Below are 18,134 nucleotides of genomic sequence, written 5' to 3' on the forward strand. Positions count from 1 at the left end.
TGACAACGCTTTCAAATTGAATTATTATTTATATAAATATTAAAGGAGGGTTGGATTTGAAAGCAAAATTGTCGGTGAATACGCATTTTACAATTTCTGAAGTGGATGAGAGGATTTATGGTTCTTTTGTGGAGCATATGGGTCGTGCAGTCTATGAAGGGATTTATCAACCGGAGCACTCAAACGCAGATGAACAAGGATTTAGAAAAGATGTCTTAGCGTTGGTAAAAGAGTTAAATGTCCCACTTATTCGTTACCCAGGTGGAAATTTCTTATCAGGTTATAACTGGGAAGATGGTATTGGACCAGTTGAAGAGCGACCAAAACGCTTGGATTTAGCTTGGCGAACCACTGAGACAAATGAAATTGGCTTACATGAATTTTATGAATGGTCAAAAAAAGCAAATGCACAAATCAATATGGCTGTTAACTTAGGTACTCGAGGTATTGATGCTGCAAGAAATCTAGTGGAATATTGCAATTATGAAGGAGATAGTTATTGGAGTAATTTAAGAAAAACCAATGGATTAGAAAAACCGTTGAACATTAAGACCTGGTGTTTAGGCAATGAAATGGACGGCCCTTGGCAAATTGGACATAAGACAGCAGAAGAATACGGACGGCTAGCCGCAGAGACAGCCAAAGCCATGAAATTAGTGGATGAGACCATTGAATTGGTAGTTTGTGGCAGCTCTCATAGTCATATGCCGACGTTTGGCGACTGGGAATTAACCGTTTTGGAACATGCTTATGACTCGATTGATTATCTTTCATTGCACCAATATTATGGGAATCAAGAAGATGATCTTGAAAACTATTTAGCACGTTCATTAGATATGGATGCTTTTATAACAGGTGTTATAGCTATCTGTGACGCAGTGAAAGCAAAAAAACATAGTAGCAAACAAATCAATCTTTCTTTTGATGAATGGAATATTTGGTATCACAGTAACGAACATGACGAAACAGTTAAGCCGTGGCAAATCGCTCCTTCGTTATTGGAAGATCAGTATAATTTTGAAGATTCGTTACTTTTAGGTTGTTTACTTATTACGTTATTAAAGCATAGTGATCGTGTTAAAATCGCTTGTTTGGCACAATTGGTAAATGTGATCGCGCCAGTTATGACGAATCCTGAAGGGCAAGCATGGAAGCAGACTATTTTTTATCCATTTATGCAAGTGTCAAATAATGGTCGTGGGAAGGTGTTGCAACCGCGGATTGAATCAGAAACCTATCAAACAAAAGATTTTGCAAAAGTACCTTATCTTGAATCAATTGCGGTTTTAAATGAATCAAAAAATGAAGTAGTAATTTTTGCTGTTAATCGAGGGAAAGAAATTTTAGATTTTGAAATCAGTTTCGATAATATAATGATTAATTCAGTAGAGGAATTTTCGCAATTAAGTGGCTTTGACATTAAGGAAATCAATAGAGAAGGACGAGAAATTGTTCAACCAACGGAATCAGCAGCTTATGAAATCGTCGCTGATGGCGTTCATTGTCAACTACAACCATTGTCTTGGAATATGATTCGTTGTAAATGGTAATAAAAACAAAAAATAAGGGAGGATTTATCAATGAAATTCAAAAAAATTTTACTTGGTTCGATAGTCGTTGTAGCAGCATGTCTTTTGGTAGCTTGTGGTAGTGGGAAAAGTGCTTCTAAGGACGGCTCAGGAGATGAAGTGACCATTACTTTCTGGAATGGATTTACCGCTTCAGATGGAGAAATTTTACAAAAGATTGTCGATGAATTTAACAAAACTAACGACAAAAATATCAAAGTGGAAATGGATGTAATGACGTGGGCTAATTTAAACGAAAAATTGCCACCAGCCATTTCATCAAATACAGCGCCAGACTTTTTTGCCTTGAATTATGTTGATTATGCGCAATATGTTGAAAATGGAGCGGTTCAACCGTTAGATGATTTTTGGAAATATGATGGCGTCGACAAATCAGATTTTACCAAAACTGCTATAGACCTTGGCGTAGTTAACAAAGAGCAATATTTTATCCCGATGCAAGTGCAAGGTATGTATATGTATTGGAACAAAGATTTATTTGAAAAAGCAGGTATAGGTGCAACGAAACCTCCGAAAACATGGGATCAGCTAACAGAAATGGCACCTAAATTGGCAGACAAAGGAAGTAATGTTTCTGGATTTGTTTTTAACAAAGATGGCACTGCTCCTCTATATAACTGGATGTTAGCAAACGGAGGAAAATTAGTGAATGATGATTACACAAAATCTGAATTTGATTCTCCTGAAAATTTAGCCACATTAAAAGCTATTCAAAAAATGATTTACGAAGAAAAAGCAGGTCCGGAATCTATTTCAGGAGCAGAAATGGATAATTTAATGAATGCAGGCCAATTAGCGTTGGAAGTGAATGGTCCTTGGTTGAATAACGGTTTGAAAGCCAATGAAATTAATTATGGTGTAACGACCTTACCACAAGCAACTGAAAATGGTGAAAAAACCGCTATTTTAGATGGTGTAGGCTATGCCATTCCAGCAAGCACAAGTAGTGACAAAAAAGAAGCGATTTATGAATTCCTGAAATACTGGAATACAACAGAAGTAGGGAAAAAATGGAGCATCGAAAATGGTTTTCCAGCTTATTTGAACTCTGTAGCAAATGACGATGAAGTGAAAAATAATGAGATTGTTTCCGAATTATCGAAACAAATGGATTATGCGGAGCCTTTCTTACCTGGGTTTACTAAAATCTCTGCTATTAACAATGATATTATCAATCCACTAATTGAAAAATTATTGGCTGGCGATGATCCGGAAAAACTAATGAAAGATGCTGATAAAGCTATCAATCAATTGTTAAGTCAATAAATGCCAGTCATTGGCTAACAAAAAAATTACGGCGGGTGATTGTGACAGAAATCCTTTTAGTCACAATCACCATTTCAAAATCTTTTAAAAGAGAGGTGTATCGATTGAAAACATTAGCCAGATACTGGAATAAACCGAATCATGCTGCATATTTATTTTTAGCTCCATCTTTTTTGATTTTGTTACTGTTTACGGTGGTTCCGTTATTAGGAACGTTTGCCATTAGTTTTACTGATTTAAATATTTTCTTTACCAATAAGAATTTCGTCGGTTTTGATAATTTCAGTCGAATCTTCAGTGATAGTCGTGCAATTAATTCATTGTTTCACACGTTGTATTTTACTTTATTAGAAGTGCCATTGCAGATTATAGTTGGCTTATTAGCAGCAGTGGTTCTTGCAAAAAATACAAAGTTTAATCGTTTTTGTCGCTCGACTTTTTATATTCCAGTTATTTGTTCCCTGACATCTATTGCGATTATTTTCTCGATGTTACTGGATCCTAATATAGGTGCGATTCCATACTTATTTACGCAAGTAGGGTTGCCAACTCCTCAGTTTTTTAGAGATCCTACTCTAGCGATGCCAACTGTTGCAGTGATGACGGTTTGGAAAAATTTTGGGGTCACTATGACGATTTTATTAACGGCTATTCAAGGGATTTCTCCTTCGTTATATGAATCAGCAGAAATGGATGGCGCAACGAACCGTCAACAATTTTTCAATATTACTTTACCGCAAATTGTTCCATCGCTTGGTTTTTGTATTTTGACTAATTTAATTGGTTCGATGCAAGTCTTTGACCAAGTGTATGTAGCGACAGGTGGGGGTCCACAATTTAAAACAGAAACAGCTGTCCAATATATTTATAGTCGTGGGTTTACCGCGCCATATGAACTTGGCTATGCTTCGTCATTATCTTCCATTCTGTTTATCATTGTGGCAGTTATCGCTATTTCTACAAATATATATATGTCCAATAAAGAAAAACAAATGAAATAGGAGGGAAAACAATGGTCACTGAACAAACGATTTTAATCGCTGAAAATAAACGAAAAAAATTTAGTCGAAAAAAGATTTTCACAACTATTGGTATGGTACTAGTGTTATTTATCATTGCTTTTCCTTTTCTATGGTTATTACTTTCATCATTTAAATTTGAAAAGGACATTATTTCATTTCCGCCAAAGATTTTTGCGGATAGTTATACGTTAGATAATTATATCAAGGTTTGGTCTACCATTCCGTTGCTAGATTACATCAAAAATACCGTCATTTTTGCTGGAGGAACAGTTATCACTTCTGTTTTCTTTGATTCTCTGGCAGGTTATGCGTTTGCACGAATGAACTTTAAAGGAAAATCGGTCTTGTTCTACTTTGTTTTATTAACCATGATGATTCCATTTCAAGTATTTATGATTCCGTTATTTCTTGAAGTGAACTTGTTAGGCTTATTGGATACATATTCTGGATTAATTATTCCAAGAATGACTACCGCTTTTGGAATTTTCATGATGCGTTCATTTTTCATTACATTGCCATCATCATTAGAAGAAGCTGCTCGAATTGATGGTTTAAACGAATTTAGGATTTTTTGGAAAATTATGTTGCCATTAAGTAAACCAACAGTCTTATCTTTAGCTATCTTTACATTAATGAATAGTTGGAATGATTTATTGTATCCGTTGATTTTAACGAGCAGCTCAGAAATGCGGACATTGCCAGCTGGATTAGCATTATTCACAGGTCAAAATATTTCCTTTTACGGACCGGTGATGGCAGGAACAGTTATTTCTATGTTGCCGTTATTAATTGTGTATATGTTTGCTCAAAAATACTTTGTACAAGGAACGGCAATGACTGGAATGAAAGAGTAGGTTGGTCAAATGAAATTAGTAGAAACCAAATTTTATACAAAACTAATTGTACTTTCTGATTATCTTTTATTAGGTTTATTGTGGGTCGTGATTTCTTTACCTGTGATTACTGTAGTGCCTGCTTCTGTGGCAGTGTTGTATGTGTTGCGTCGGTGGCAAGGTGGGGCAACGGGACATATTTTGAATTACTTTTTTACAGGGATCCGTAAACATTTTTTTATCAACGTATTGTGGAGTTGCTTGACGGTAGGGATCTTTACAATAACGAATTTGTTGCTACAAGAAAACAATTTGTTCTTACCGATTAGTGGTTTTGTCGTATCGATCATGTATTTAATGCTTTTAATTTCGTGGATAAATAACTGTAGTCAAATGGAACAAGCGTCTTTCATCAGGATTTTTGAAGAAAGTTCTTTGGATTTGGTGGTTTCCTTTTTAAGAAATCTTAGTTGTAGTATGTTGATTCTTTTGTTTACATTATTGGTCTTTTTATTTCCGCCGTTTATTTTCTTATTTGTCGGAGGATTGTGGAATTTAATGTTTTTAATATTATCAAGGAAAGGGAGGTTGGAACATGAATGAAACAAAGATAAGCGTCAGACAAGCATTTGCAGTAGGAGAAATTAGTCCTCGCCTTTTTGGGTCTTTTGTGGAGCATATGGGAAGTGTAGTTTATACAGGCATTTATGAACCAGGGCATCCTACAGCAGATGAAAATGGTTTTCGCCAAGATGTATTGGAACTCGTCAAATCTTTAAACTTAGGTGTGATTCGTTATCCGGGAGGAAATTTTACTTCTGGTTATGATTGGCTGGATACCATTGGCCCAATTGATAAGCGACCGAGAAAAATTGATTTAGCTTGGCGGGGAATTGAACCAAATACATTTGGCATTCATGAATTTTTTCAATGGATACAACCAACAAATGCTGAACCTATTTTCACAGTTAATCTTGGAACCAAAGGCATTGACGATGCTCGAAATTTAGTAGAATATTGCAACTTTGCAAAAGGCACTTATTGGAGTGATTTACGCCGGGAAAATGGTCAAGAAACTCCTTTTAATATCAAACTTTGGTGCTTGGGAAACGAACTTGATGGTCCGTGGCAAATTGGTGCTAAAAGTGCATATGAATACGGCCGTTTAGCAAATGAAGCATCAAAAGTCATGAAGTTAGTAGACGATTCTATTGAAACCATTTTAGTAGGAAGTTCAACCCCGCGGCTAGCTAGTTATCCAGAATGGGATCGTGTTGCACTAGAACAAGCATACGACCAGGTGGATTATTTAGCATTACACAACTATATCGATAAGTACGATGCAGATGATTTAACGCGACCACCTAAAAATGAACGGGATGACACACCTACTTATTTAGCTAAAGCGTATCGTTTTGATCGGCAAATTGAAGAAATTATCGCGACTTGCGACTATGTAAAGGGTCTTTTACGGAGCGAGAAAACGATGTACTTAGCATTTGATGAATGGAACGTACATGCGCAACCTGAAAAAGAACATGAAGATTTTCAAATTGGGAGTCCTATTGATTGGTGTTATTTTACTATGGAAGATGCTTTGTTATTTGGTTCGCTAGGCTTAGCAATTTTGCGTCATGCAGATCGAGTGAAAATCGGTTGTCAATCTTTATTAGTAAATACGATTCCGTTAATTTTGACAGATGCAGGTGGCCAAGCGTGGTGCAATCCAACGTATTATATTTTGGAACATCTATCCAATTATGCAACAGGAAAAGTATTAAAACAGGTAGCCACTGGGCCGACATATGATTCTGAAAAGGCACAAAATGTTCCGTTTGTAGACAGTGTCATTGTAGAAAATGAAGAAGACTTAGTTTTATTTTTTGTTAATCGTAGTCATGATAGGCAAACCGTGCAGCTAGATCACGATTTTTCTTTAGAAACTTCTGGTCAACAGATTGTCCTGAAAAGTGAACAACTATCTGATAAAAATTTAAGGACGGCGCCAACTACACTTCTTCCACAAACAAAAACAATTAACTGCTTAGAGAACGGAAAAATAGTCGTTACATTGGACAAATATTCATGGAATGTTATTAAAATCAAAAAGTTATAGGAAAAGTAGAGGGAAGTATATGAATAAAAAAGCGACGTACAAAAATCCGATTGTTATAGAGCGAGCTGATCCATGGATTTATAAACATACAGACGGGTTTTATTATTTTACTGGTTCGGTACCAGGATATCAGTCTATTGAACTTCGTAGAGCGAAAAATATCGATGAACTAGGGAACGGAGAGTGCTTGTTGGTCTGGCAAGCACCGACAGAAGGCCCAATGAGTCAACTAATTTGGGCGCCAGAAATTCATTACATCAATGAGCGTTGGTATATTTACTTTGCTGCAAGCGACGATGAACAAATACGGGACCAACACCACCATCATCGAATGTTTGTTATTGAAAACCAACAAGCAGATCCTATGAACACCGATTGGATTGAAAAAGGTCAAATTAAAACGGCTTTTGACAGTTTCAGTTTGGACGGTACAGCATTTCAACATCAAAATAAATTGTATTATGTTTGGGCACAACAAGATCCTAGAATTCCGGGAAATTCCAATCTTTATATTTCTGAAATGGAAAATCCTTGGACGCTAAAAGGCCCACAAGTTTTATTATCAATTCCAGAATTTGAATGGGAAAAAATTGGTTTTTCTGTCAATGAAGGTGCGGCTGCCATAGTACGAAATGGCAAAGTATTTATCACCTATTCTGGAAGTGCCACAGATGAAAATTATGCGATTGGTCTACTGTGGGCTGATGAAAATGCCGATTTATTAAATGGCTATTCTTGGCATAAGGCATCAGAACCCGTTTTTGTTTCCTCAGAAAAAAATAAACAATTTGGACCAGGACATAACTCGTTTACAAAAAGTGAAGATGACCAAGCTGATGTTCTTGTATACCATGCTCGACCAGAAAAAAATAAAGCAGGCGATCCGTTAGATAACCCCAATCGACATGCTAATGCACAAATTTTTTCATGGGATGAGAAAGGCTTCCCTGTTTTCGGTGAACCAACAGGCTACACACGAAATATGAAAACAAATGAATGATGAAATTCAGGTACAGGAGGCGTAATAATGGACTCAAAAGCAGTAAAAGAAACAATTAGCCAAGGAAAGACATCATTAGGCATTGAATTTGGTTCCACTCGAATCAAAGCTGTTTTGATTGATGATTACCAACAACCAATCGCTTCAGGCACTTACGAATGGGAAAATCAATTAATTGACGGCATTTGGACCTATAGTTTGGAAGAAATCTGGCATGGATTACAAGAGAGTTATCAACAATTAAAAACAAATGTCCAAACAACCTACGATGTAACCTTAACAACTGTAGGAGCATTAGGGTTTAGTGCTATGATGCATGGCTACTTAGTTTTTGATCAATCCGATCGTTTACTGGTTCCTTTTCGAACATGGCGGAATACTATGACGGCCGCAGAAGAAAAAGAACTAACGGAATTATTTGATTACAATATCCCTCAACGCTGGAGTATTGCTCATTTATACCATGCGATGTCGAACCAAGAAGAACATGTAAAAGACATAGCCTATATGACTACCTTAGCAGGATCTATTCATTGGCAACTCACTGGTGAAAAAGTGTTAGGAATTGGCGATGCTTCAGGGATGTTTCCAATTGATCCTAAAACAAAGCAGTTTGATGCAGAAATGCTGGCACGTTTTGAGCAAAAAGTCATATCTGCTAAGTACCCTTGGCAATTAAAAGAGATTATGCCACACGTCCTTGTCGCTGGAAAATCTGCAGGGATATTAACCGAAGAAGGAGCTAAACGGTTGGATCCTTCAGGCGATTTAAAGCCTGGAATTCCGTTATGCCCACCAGAAGGCGATGCAGGGACGGGGATGGTTGCTACCAACAGTGTCGCTATTCGTACCGGAAATGTTTCTGTGGGGACTTCGATTTTTGCTATGATTGTTTTGGAAAAAGAGTTAAAGAAAGTTCATACAGCATTGGACATGGTAACTACACCAGCTGGAGAATTAGTAGCCATGGTTCATGCGAATAACTGTTCTTCTGATATTAATGCTTGGATACAATTGTTTAATGAATTTGCAACGCTCGGTGGACTTAACATCTCAACAAATCAGTTGTATGAACTGCTCTTCAAACAGGCTTTATTAGGAGATAAAGATTGTGGTGGTTTACTTCCTTATGGTTATTTATCTGGTGAAAACATTACGCAAGTGTCAAACGGGCGTCCGTTGTTTATTCGGACACCAGATAGTCAATTTAATTTGGCAAACTTTATGCGAAGCCACTTGTATTCAGCGTTTGGTGCATTGCACATAGGCATGCAAATTTTAACAGATGAAGAACAGGTAGCCATTGATCAAGTGTTCGGGCACGGCGGTATTTTTAAAACTGCTGGGGTGGCACAAAAAATTTTAGCTGCAGCAATGAATACACCTGTCTCGTTAATGGAAACAGCTGGTGAAGGAGGCGCTTGGGGGATTGCTTTATTAGCAGATTATTTAAAATATGCCGAAAAAGAAGTCACTTTAACAGATTATTTAGCGCAACAAGTTTTTGTACAAAGCCAAGCAATTGAGGAAAAACCTAATCCTGATGATGTTGCGGGCTTCCAACAGTTTATGAAACGCTATGAGGCTGGACTATCAATTGAAAAAACTGCTGAAGCGTGGAACTAAGGATTAAAGGAGGGGACAAAGATGTTAGAAGCTTTAAAAGAAGAAGTTTATCAGGCAAATGTAGAATTACCTAAACAAGGGCTTATCAAATACACTTGGGGGAATGTCAGTGGCATTGATCGAGAAAAAGAGTTATTTGTAATTAAGCCATCTGGTGTGGATTATGATACGTTACAACCTGCAGATATGGTGGTTTGTGACTTAGCAGGTAACGTGGTAGAAGGAAAATTAAATCCGTCTTCTGATACACCTACCCATGCTATTTTGTATCAAAAATATCCAGAAATCGGAGGGGTTGTTCATACGCATTCAACTTGGGCAACAATTTGGGCACAAGCTGGCTTAGATGTGCCCGCCATGGGGACTACTCACGCAGATACTTTTTATGGGACAGTACCTTGTGCACGTTTTCTAACACAAGCAGAAATTGATCGAGGATATGAAAAAGAAACAGGAAATGTAATTGTTGAAACCTTCCAACAACGAGGGATTGCTCCAATGGCTGTTCCAGGTGTGTTATTACATGGTCATGGATCTTTTACATGGGGCAAAGATGCTAAAAGTGCTGTAATGAACGCCGTGGTATTGGATGAAGTATGTAAAATGAATTTATTCGCGCGACAATTGAATCATTTTTCAGAAGAGTTACCTCAACGAATTTTAGATAAACATTATTTACGTAAACATGGTAAAGATGCCTATTACGGTCAAAAATAATCCAATGATTTTAAAATAGTCAAGAATGGAGAGGAAGAAAAAATGCTAACAATTAGTCAAAAAGAATTTTGGTTTGTCGTCGGTTCACAACATTTATATGGAGAAGAAGCATTACAAGAAGTTCGTACCCATGCAAAAGAAATGGTACAAGTGTTAAATGATAGTGGTCAATTACCTTATCCAATTAAACTACAAGAACTAGCTGTAACGGCAGAGACCATTACGAAAATTATGAAAGAAGTCAATTATCGGGATGAAGTGGCAGGTGTCATTACGTGGATGCACACATTTTCCCCAGCTAAAATGTGGATTCGTGGTACAAAATTATTGCAAAAACCATTGCTTCATTTAGCGACCCAGTACAATGAAAGTATTCCTTGGAAAACAATAGATATGGACTTTATGAACTTAAATCAAGCAGCGCATGGCGATCGTGAATATGCTTTTATTAATGCTCGTTTAAACAAACAAAATAAAGTTGTTGTAGGCTACTGGCAACGTACGGAAATACAAAAACAAATTGCTGAATGGATGGATGTAGCAGTAGCATATAATGAAAGTTTTGCTATTAAAGTGGCTCGTTTTGGGGATAACATGCGAAATGTAGCCGTGACAGAAGGAGATAAAGTAGAAGCACAAATTCAATTTGGTTGGGTAGTTGATTACTTTGGCATTGGGGATTTAGTTCAAGTCATTGATGCAGTAACAAAAGAAGAAGTGGATACATTGTTTGCAGAATATCAAACATTATACGATTTTGATTATGGGGAGTATGACGAAGAAGAATGGACGGCACATGTAAAAGTACAAGCACGCCAAGAAATTGGTTTGCGTCGCTTTCTTGAAGCAGGAAATTACAATGCCTTTAGTACCAACTTTGAAGATTTATATGGTATGCAACAATTACCAGGTTTAGCTGTCCAACGTTTAATGGCAGAAGGTTATGGCTTTGCTGGCGAAGGAGATTGGAAAACAGCTGCGATTGATCGTTTAATGAAAATTATGGCTAGAAATGAAAACACTGGATTTATGGAAGACTATACTTATGAATTAGCAGTAGGTCAAGAAGCGATTTTACAATCTCATATGATGGAAGTTGACCCAACGTTAGCTAATAATAAGCCGAAAATCGTTGTCTCTCCTCTTTCAATGGGGAATCGAGAAGATCCTGCTCGTTTAGTCTTTGATGGAAAGTCAGGTGCAGGCGTTGTCGTTTCTATGGCGGATTTTGGCACCCATTATAAATTATTGATTAACGAAGTAGATGCATTTGAGCCAACAGAAGCTGCACCAAACTTACCTGTTGCACGGGTAATGTGGCAACCAAAACCAAACTTCCATGAAGGCGTTCAGTCATGGATTGAAACCGGTGGCGGACATCATACCGTTATTTCTTTAAACTTAACCTCTGATCAAATTGAAACATGGGCAAAATTAGTTGATTTAGAGTACGTAACAATTAAATAAAAAAAGGTCGATGTTGAGACAGGAGAGATTACTCCAAAAATCAAGTTTTTAAATTTGTTCAATCGTTCATTTTAAATTTGAAGGTTTGGTGTATAATTTTTGTGGAAAAAAGGGGCGAATACAATGGATATTCTTAAAAAGAGCTTTGGTAAAACTGCTGATTTATTTATTTTAAAAAACAATCAAGGCTCGGAACTAGCTGTGTCAAACCAAGGAGCCCGTATCGTTTCTTTAAAAGTGATGGTAGATGGAAAACTAAGAGAAATAGTGTTAGGATTTGATTCAATTGAAGAGTATTTAGAAAAAGATCCTTATATTGGTGCGTCAATTGGACGTTTTTCAGGCCGAATAAAACAAGGAACATTTACCATTGAGCAGCAACAATATCAAGTTTCTGTAGATTCTGAAACGGGACATAACTTACACGGCGGTATCGGCTTTGACAAATATATGTGGGAAGCTACCGAAAAAATAGCAAAAGATTTTGTTGCTGTTACCTTCACTTTCACGAATCCAGATGGAGATCAAGGCTTTCCGGGGAATCTAACAGCAAAAGTCACCTACACACTAACCAATAAGAATGAATGGAAAATCTTTTATACTGCGACAACTGACAAAGCGACCATATACAATCCTACCAATCATGTATATTTTAATTTGACAGGAGATAGTACAAAAGGAATCGATGAACATATTTTAAAAATGAACGCAGAACGCTACATTGAAGTAGATAAACAAGTTATTCCAACAGGAAATGTTAACAGTGTTCAAGGAACGATTTTTGATTTTACTCAAGGGAAAAAAATGAGCGAACTATTTACGAATGTGGCTTCAGAAGCAAGTAAAATTGATGGACTGGATCACCCATTTTTATTAAATAAACAGTCGCCACAAGTCACACTTACTTCTCCAGATAAAAAAGTAATCGTCGAAATGACAACAGACGATCCTGCTGTAGTGGTTTTTACAGCGAATGTTGGGGATGAAGGTCCTATCATGCACGGGAAAAAATTAGCGAACCATGGAGGAATTACTTTGGAAACCCAAGTGGCACCAGGAGCAACCGATTATCCAGAGTGGGGCAACGTGATTTTAAAACCAAATGAACGCTTTGAAAAAGAAACAGTTTATAAACTAATTATTCAAGAGTCATAGGTGGGCAGGTATCAATGAAGTAGACAGAAAACATTTACATTGATTCAAAAAGGTTTCGTTCCTTCTGATTTGGCGTAAGCATTTTGTTGGCAGAATGCGGCCGCCTTGGTTTGAAACCCCACCAATATATTGGTACTGCCACTAAAAAAATAAGAATAAAAGAAAAACACTTTCGTTGAATTCATGTAAAATGAAATTAATGGAGGTGTTTTTTGTGAGTACAAGAGTTATGTTTCCAGTAGAAATAAAAGAAGAAGCAACCAAATGAAGTAGCAAAATTGAACGTGATTTAAAAACGTGCTAGTTTGGTTTGGTAGAAATTACGAATTATCTATAACAATAAGACTTAGAAAGAGGAGACGGATTTTCGCCTCTTCTTTTTATATGTCTATAATGAATCATATTTTACATAGATATGAATCAATAGGGACTTTTTTAATTATCCAATTAGGGACACCCATAATAAACACAACTTAGTTATTGCAAACACACCATTCCCCATGTAAAATTAGGGTGTATATTAAATGGCTTTGAAAAAAGGGGATTTTTTTATGATAATAGCTTATACTTGTGTGAGTTCTACTAATCAAAATTTAGATCGACAAATGGAAGAATTTAAGAGACATGGAGCTGGAAAAATATTTGTAGAGAAGAAATCTGGCACGAATGTCATTAATCGGGAGGAATTTAATCGAGCATTAAATTTTGCGCATGAAGATGATTTTTTCATGGTAGAAGCCATTGACCAGTTGGGGAGAAATTATACAGAAATCGTGCAGACGGTAAATTTTCTTAAAGAGAAAAATGTTGGCTTATTGGTCACTAGTGTACCTTTGTTAAGTGAGCCATTGGCAGACCCCTTATTAGATAAATTTGTAAAGGAGTTAATTCTCCAGTTGTTAGCTATGATTGCTGAAAGAGAAAGAACTGAGAGTAAAAGAAGACAGGCGCAAGGGATTGCAATTGCAAAAGAAAAAGGAGTGTACAAAGGGAGACCAAAGCTGTATACTGCAAATGCAAAAGACCCACAAAAACAAGCAGTTTACCATCAAATTGTTCGAATGTTAAATGATGATTTATCTATAAAAGCGATTGCAGAAAAAAATAGCGTGACACGGATGACAGTATATCGAATAAAAAAAGAGTTGGACTTGAATCTTTCAAGTGAGTTGATTGACTCATAAGTTCTAAAGAAGAGAAAAAATTAGAAGAAAGCCTAGTGCAGAATATTCAGCGGTGGGCTATAAAAGTGAAAAATTTATAAGGAAAGAGAGTGTATACTATATGGAAACTCCCGAGATAAAACGTACCGTGGAAACTTCCGAGATAAAACATACCGAGGAAGAAAGCTTAATTGTAGATTATTTTTTTGAGAGAGGTCATATTGGGCTGAAAATTCGTCAATTAGTAATTGTTCTATTTGCTTGGCTTCTTTTATTGCTTCCCTTTTGGTTCATATTATTTCCGATATTGTTTCAGCAAGATGAGGTAATTGTCTATAATGCTTTTGAAATGGCTATACATATTTTTAATATATTAAAATATTATTACTTAGCCGCAATTATTTTCATTATTATTATGTTTGTCTGTTTAACCATATGGAATAATCGGACTTTTAAACAACATTTACAAAAAGAAGCAACGTATAATGTAATACAAGCAGAGAGACGAGAACAGATTATGGAAAAATTATATCATGAACGTTTCGGTCCAAAGAAACAGCGTGAATTGGTTCGGGACTATTCTGTTTCTGAAGAACAAAACTTCCTTGATGATGATATAGAGAAATTGTATAAAGAGAATGAGGTACCTCTAAAATGATGAATATAGAAACAGGCTCACCATTTATAAATATACTGATAATGATTTTTTTCGTTATTTTACTCACTTATCCAGTTTTAGGAGGAATTGCTTGGTTGACGGGGGTAATTTGTTATAAGTTCCTATATCATTATCGGCAGGATGAGTGGATTGATATACCAAAAGAGGTAGAGCCATTTATAACGATTATGATTCCAGCACATAATGAAGAACTTATCATCGAAGACACAATACACTATATGATGAACAAGCTACATTATAGTAAGTATGAAGTGCTTGTTATGGATGACGGTTCAACAGATGAAACACCTGAAATTTTAGCACGATTACAAAAACAATATCACAATTTGAGAGTTGTTAGAATAGAAAAAAATAAAGGAAAAGCACATGCCTTTAATATTGGTGTCGGATTTGCTAGAGGAGAATTAATTTTGAGCAACGATGCAGATATTGTACCAGAACCCAATGCACTGAAAAAATATGTTAACTATTTTATTCGGATGGAGAGCCGTAACATTGCGGCGATTACTTCCAATGCTGTAGTACGAAATCGATCAACACTAGTTGGGAAATCACAAACAGTAGAATTCGCGAGTATAGTTGGTATTATTAAACGTACTCAAACGGCTGTTTTTGGTGTGATTTATGCATATAGCGGGGCAAACACCATGTACAAAAAGCAAGCACTTATTGATGCTGGACTTTTTAGACAAAATCGAGCTACGGAGGATATTAGTATAGCATGGGATCATCAACTAGGCGGATGGTTAGCGTTGTTTGCTGAAGACATCAAATTTTATATGGAAGTGCCAGAAACAACTAAATTATTATATAAACAGCGGAAACGTTGGGCAAAAGGTGGTACCGAAGTATGGTTAACTAATTTCAAAAAAGTTTTTCGTCATCCATTTAGAAAACCTGGAAGAACGGGCATTTATTTCGATCAAAGCTTAAGTATTATTTGGACATTCTTTTTTTGGATATCTTCTATTATTTTTTTCATCACCATGATTTATTTAATTTGGACGCAACAATATCAAGCCATAAAACATATGCTTGTACTTTCAGGGATTTTTGTTTGCTTTGAAATGGTAGCTGGTTTATCACAAATTTTCACAGCATTATTTGTGGATAAGAAAAGTCGAAAGGTAAAATATTTTATCTTCGCACCACTTTATTTATTATTTTATTGGATGTTAAGTGCTGCAACGATTGCAACAACCTTTTTCCCAGCTATAAAAACGATTTTAGGATATGGAACAGGTGTATGGAAAAGCCCAGACAGGCAGAGGAAAATAAAATAATTGTTTGTCTAGGCTACAATTCACAAACTCCATACTTTGGATGAAAAAAGATTAGCAAAAGAAATTATCCTAAGAAATAATCAACGTTTCGACAAGTTATATATGGACGTATTGGCAAAAAGTTGGAAAGAGTTCAAAGCGGATTAAAAGCAATTGTTTCTATCATGTTCGTTAGAAGTTAATGTATAAATAAAAATGTAATGAGATGCTAGTTTTTTGTTATGAAAAAGAAAGACACTCTTTTTTTGGAAGAGTGCCTTTTTTATTAAATAATTCCTTGAGCAATCATTGTATCAGCGATTTTTAGGAAACCGGCAATGTTGGAACCTATGACTAAGTTTCCAGATGCGCCATATTCGCTTGCTGCGTTGCTAGAATTTTTATAAATGTCTTTCATAATGTTTTGTAAATGTTCATCAACTGTTTGGAATGTCCAGCTCATTCGAGTGCTGTTTTGAGCCATTTCAAGCGCGGATACTGCAACACCACCAGCATTAGCAGCTTTGGCAGGTCCAAATAGTACATTGTTTTCATGGTAAATATCAATAGCTTCAAGTGTAGAAGGCATATTAGCACCTTCTGCAATTGCAATAACACCATTTTTCACTAAGGCACGAGCTTGATCCGCATTGATTTCGTTTTGTGTAGCACATGGTAAAGCAATATCGCACGGAATTGACCAAACATCACCACCAGCATAATATTCAGCAGAAGGATGGAAAGCAACATATTCACTAATACGTTTGCGTTCTACTTCTTTTATTTGCTTAACAGTTGCTACTTGAATGCCGTCTTTATCATAAACGAAACCAGAAGAATCACTACATGCCACTACTTTTGCACCTAGTTCGTGTGCTTTTTCAATAGCGTAAGTAGCTACATTTCCAGAACCAGAAACAACAATTTTTTTGCCACGGATTGTTTCACCGGCTGCTTCTAACATTTCTACTGTAAAATAAACAAGACCATAGCCTGTAGCTTCTGTTCTTGCTAAGCTTCCGCCGTAAGTAAGTCCTTTTCCAGTTAAAGTGCCAGCATCATATGCGCCGCGAAGACGTTTATATTGACCGAATAAGTAACCTATTTCTCGTCCACCAACCCCAATATCACCAGCAGGAACATCTGTATCAGGACCGATATGTTTTTGTAATTCCGTCATAAAACTTTGGCAAAAGCGCATTACTTCAGCATCTGATTTTCCTTTTGGATTAAAGTCAGATCCGCCTTTACCGCCACCTATTGGTAATCCTGTTAAGGAATTTTTAAAAATTTGCTCGAAACCAAGGAATTTGACGATACTTCCTGTGACAGAAGGGTGAAAACGTAAGCCGCCTTTATATGGCCCAATTGCGCTATTGAATTGCACGCGGTAACCACGATTAACCTGTACTGCACCAGAATCATCTACCCATGAAACTCGAAAACTAATAAGACGTTCAGGTTCAGTAAGTTGCTCTAAGATACCATTTGCTTCGTACTTAGGTTCTTTAGCAAGCGCTGGAATAACAGAGGTTAAAAATTCTTCTACCGCTTGATGAAATTCGGTTTCTCCAGGATTACGTTGTTTAATTGTTGCAAACACACGTGCTGCGTAGTCTTCTGCTGTTTTTGTGTCATTTTGGATAGTGGACATTTGTGCCATACTTTAATCGCTCCTTGTTTAAATATTTTGACTATAAGAAAAAGTAAAAAACCAATTTTAATACATAAAATGTTATAAAGTGAAAAAGAAACTGCACTTTCGCATCAAGTAGGTCAACTTTTCTTACCTATGTTGTTAGTTTACACATTGTTGAGAATATTTTCAAGCATAAAAACCAATTTTTCAGAAATTTTTTAAAATGTAGTCAATGAGAACGTTTTTGCAATTTTTATAGAAAAAAGTGTCATCTTGTTGGCAGCATTTTGGCTTTTTATTAGCTGACATGACTTGTACGTTTTAATATAAAAAATAACCGCACCAGGGGGATGCGGTTAAGGGAGTATTAGGGAGTTCATAATGTTAAAGCAACGCCAAGGGATAAGACGAATTTGAATTTTTTAATAAGGCTTTAACATCACTCGCTTTCTTTTGGGTAAAAGCGCTCCATGGAAACAAGTATATAAGAGAATTTCTAAATAATCCTGCGTTTTTTCTTACAATAATAATCTTCAAAGTGACGATATTGTCATGTTTATTTTCCAACTGTTTTTTAGGTTGCTATAAGCTAGATTTAAT

At 36.3% G+C, this 18,134-nt stretch carries 15 protein-coding genes; 14 read left to right on the forward strand and 1 reads right to left on the reverse strand.

What is annotated here, in order from left to right; all coding sequences use genetic code 11:
* Positions 1-50 precede the first annotated feature (50 nt).
* From arfA to HCJ45_RS03990, 14 genes are all read left to right on the forward strand, one after another.
* Positions 51-1,550 (forward strand): arabinosylfuranosidase ArfA, encoded by a 1,500-nt coding sequence (arfA, locus tag HCJ45_RS15045; protein ID WP_281384470.1) that lies wholly within the window; start codon positions 51-53, stop codon positions 1,548-1,550.
* A 30-nt stretch (positions 1,551-1,580) separates the two neighbouring features.
* A complete protein-coding gene (locus tag HCJ45_RS03930) occupies positions 1,581-2,855 on the forward strand; it encodes an ABC transporter substrate-binding protein (RefSeq protein WP_187124105.1) in 1,275 nt (424 codons plus the stop codon).
* A gap of 41 nt (positions 2,856-2,896) precedes the next feature.
* On the forward strand, positions 2,897-3,856 hold the full coding sequence (locus HCJ45_RS03935) for a carbohydrate ABC transporter permease (RefSeq protein ID WP_222717890.1): 960 nt from the start codon (positions 2,897-2,899) through the stop codon (positions 3,854-3,856).
* Positions 3,857-3,867: 11 nt separating this feature from the next.
* Entirely contained in the window at positions 3,868-4,731 is an 864-nt protein-coding gene (locus tag HCJ45_RS03940) for a carbohydrate ABC transporter permease (RefSeq protein ID WP_187124106.1), read from the forward strand.
* A 9-nt stretch (positions 4,732-4,740) separates the two neighbouring features.
* Positions 4,741-5,313, forward strand: a complete 573-nt coding sequence (locus tag HCJ45_RS03945; RefSeq protein ID WP_187124107.1) for a DUF624 domain-containing protein — start codon at positions 4,741-4,743, stop codon at positions 5,311-5,313.
* The gene (locus HCJ45_RS03950) at positions 5,306-6,826 is read left to right on the forward strand and encodes an alpha-N-arabinofuranosidase (RefSeq protein ID WP_187124108.1); all 1,521 of its coding nucleotides are present in this window, start codon (positions 5,306-5,308) and stop codon (positions 6,824-6,826) included. The genes HCJ45_RS03945 and HCJ45_RS03950 overlap by 8 nt, the downstream gene beginning before the upstream one ends.
* Before the next feature lie 19 nt (positions 6,827-6,845).
* Complete coding sequence (locus tag HCJ45_RS03955) at positions 6,846-7,826, forward strand: glycoside hydrolase family 43 protein (protein ID WP_187124109.1); 981 nt, start codon at positions 6,846-6,848, stop codon at positions 7,824-7,826.
* Positions 7,827-7,853: 27 nt separating this feature from the next.
* Positions 7,854-9,452, forward strand: coding sequence for a xylulokinase (locus HCJ45_RS03960; protein ID WP_187124110.1), 1,599 nt, complete (start codon positions 7,854-7,856; stop codon positions 9,450-9,452).
* 21 nt (positions 9,453-9,473) lie between these two features.
* Positions 9,474-10,169: an L-ribulose-5-phosphate 4-epimerase gene (locus tag HCJ45_RS03965; RefSeq protein WP_187124111.1), complete on the forward strand. Its 696-nt coding sequence runs from the start codon at positions 9,474-9,476 to the stop codon at positions 10,167-10,169.
* A 42-nt stretch (positions 10,170-10,211) separates the two neighbouring features.
* A complete protein-coding gene (araA, locus tag HCJ45_RS03970; protein WP_187124112.1) occupies positions 10,212-11,636 on the forward strand; it encodes an L-arabinose isomerase in 1,425 nt (474 codons plus the stop codon).
* Between the two features lie 123 nt (positions 11,637-11,759).
* Positions 11,760-12,791 carry an aldose epimerase family protein gene (locus HCJ45_RS03975; RefSeq protein WP_187124113.1) on the forward strand — a complete coding sequence of 344 codons (1,032 nt, stop codon included), beginning with the start codon at positions 11,760-11,762 and terminating at the stop codon, positions 12,789-12,791.
* A 551-nt stretch (positions 12,792-13,342) separates the two neighbouring features.
* Positions 13,343-13,975, forward strand: a complete 633-nt coding sequence (locus HCJ45_RS03980) for a recombinase family protein (RefSeq protein ID WP_187124204.1) — start codon at positions 13,343-13,345, stop codon at positions 13,973-13,975.
* 100 nt (positions 13,976-14,075) lie between these two features.
* Positions 14,076-14,612: a hypothetical protein gene (locus tag HCJ45_RS03985; protein WP_187124114.1), complete on the forward strand. Its 537-nt coding sequence runs from the start codon at positions 14,076-14,078 to the stop codon at positions 14,610-14,612.
* The gene (locus tag HCJ45_RS03990; RefSeq protein WP_246456457.1) at positions 14,609-15,916 is read left to right on the forward strand and encodes a glycosyltransferase family 2 protein; all 1,308 of its coding nucleotides are present in this window, start codon (positions 14,609-14,611) and stop codon (positions 15,914-15,916) included. Before HCJ45_RS03985 ends, HCJ45_RS03990 begins: the two co-directional genes overlap by 4 nt.
* Positions 15,917-16,181: 265 nt before the next feature.
* On the opposite strand, the gene gdhA is transcribed toward HCJ45_RS03990, so the two are convergent.
* Positions 16,182-17,558, reverse strand: coding sequence for an NADP-specific glutamate dehydrogenase (gdhA, locus tag HCJ45_RS03995; RefSeq protein WP_187124115.1), 1,377 nt, complete (start codon positions 17,556-17,558; stop codon positions 16,182-16,184).
* Between the last annotated feature and the right edge of the window lie 576 nt (positions 17,559-18,134).

The sequence above is a fragment of the Listeria immobilis genome (assembly GCF_014322845.1).
Classification (GTDB): Bacteria; Bacillota; Bacilli; order Lactobacillales; family Listeriaceae; genus Listeria; species Listeria immobilis.

Bases quoted from the DNA above. Each gene is read 5' to 3' on its own strand.
- HCJ45_RS03940 (WP_187124106.1), top strand. From the start codon at position 3,868: ATGGTCACTGAACAAACGATTTTAATCGCTGAAAATAAACGAAAAAAA.
- araA (WP_187124112.1), top strand. From the start codon at position 10,212: ATGCTAACAATTAGTCAAAAAGAATTTTGGTTTGTCGTCGGTTCACAA.
- HCJ45_RS03945 (WP_187124107.1), top strand. From the start codon at position 4,741: ATGAAATTAGTAGAAACCAAATTTTATACAAAACTAATTGTACTTTCT.
- HCJ45_RS03955 (WP_187124109.1), top strand. From the start codon at position 6,846: ATGAATAAAAAAGCGACGTACAAAAATCCGATTGTTATAGAGCGAGCT.
- HCJ45_RS03965 (WP_187124111.1), top strand. From the start codon at position 9,474: ATGTTAGAAGCTTTAAAAGAAGAAGTTTATCAGGCAAATGTAGAATTA.
- HCJ45_RS03960 (WP_187124110.1), top strand. From the start codon at position 7,854: ATGGACTCAAAAGCAGTAAAAGAAACAATTAGCCAAGGAAAGACATCA.
- HCJ45_RS03975 (WP_187124113.1), top strand. From the start codon at position 11,760: ATGGATATTCTTAAAAAGAGCTTTGGTAAAACTGCTGATTTATTTATT.
- HCJ45_RS03980 (WP_187124204.1), top strand. From the start codon at position 13,343: ATGATAATAGCTTATACTTGTGTGAGTTCTACTAATCAAAATTTAGAT.
- HCJ45_RS03985 (WP_187124114.1), top strand. From the start codon at position 14,076: ATGGAAACTCCCGAGATAAAACGTACCGTGGAAACTTCCGAGATAAAA.
- gdhA (WP_187124115.1), bottom strand. From the start codon at position 17,558: ATGGCACAAATGTCCACTATCCAAAATGACACAAAAACAGCAGAAGAC.
- HCJ45_RS03990 (WP_246456457.1), top strand. From the start codon at position 14,609: ATGATGAATATAGAAACAGGCTCACCATTTATAAATATACTGATAATG.
- HCJ45_RS03930 (WP_187124105.1), top strand. From the start codon at position 1,581: ATGAAATTCAAAAAAATTTTACTTGGTTCGATAGTCGTTGTAGCAGCA.
- HCJ45_RS03950 (WP_187124108.1), top strand. From the start codon at position 5,306: ATGAATGAAACAAAGATAAGCGTCAGACAAGCATTTGCAGTAGGAGAA.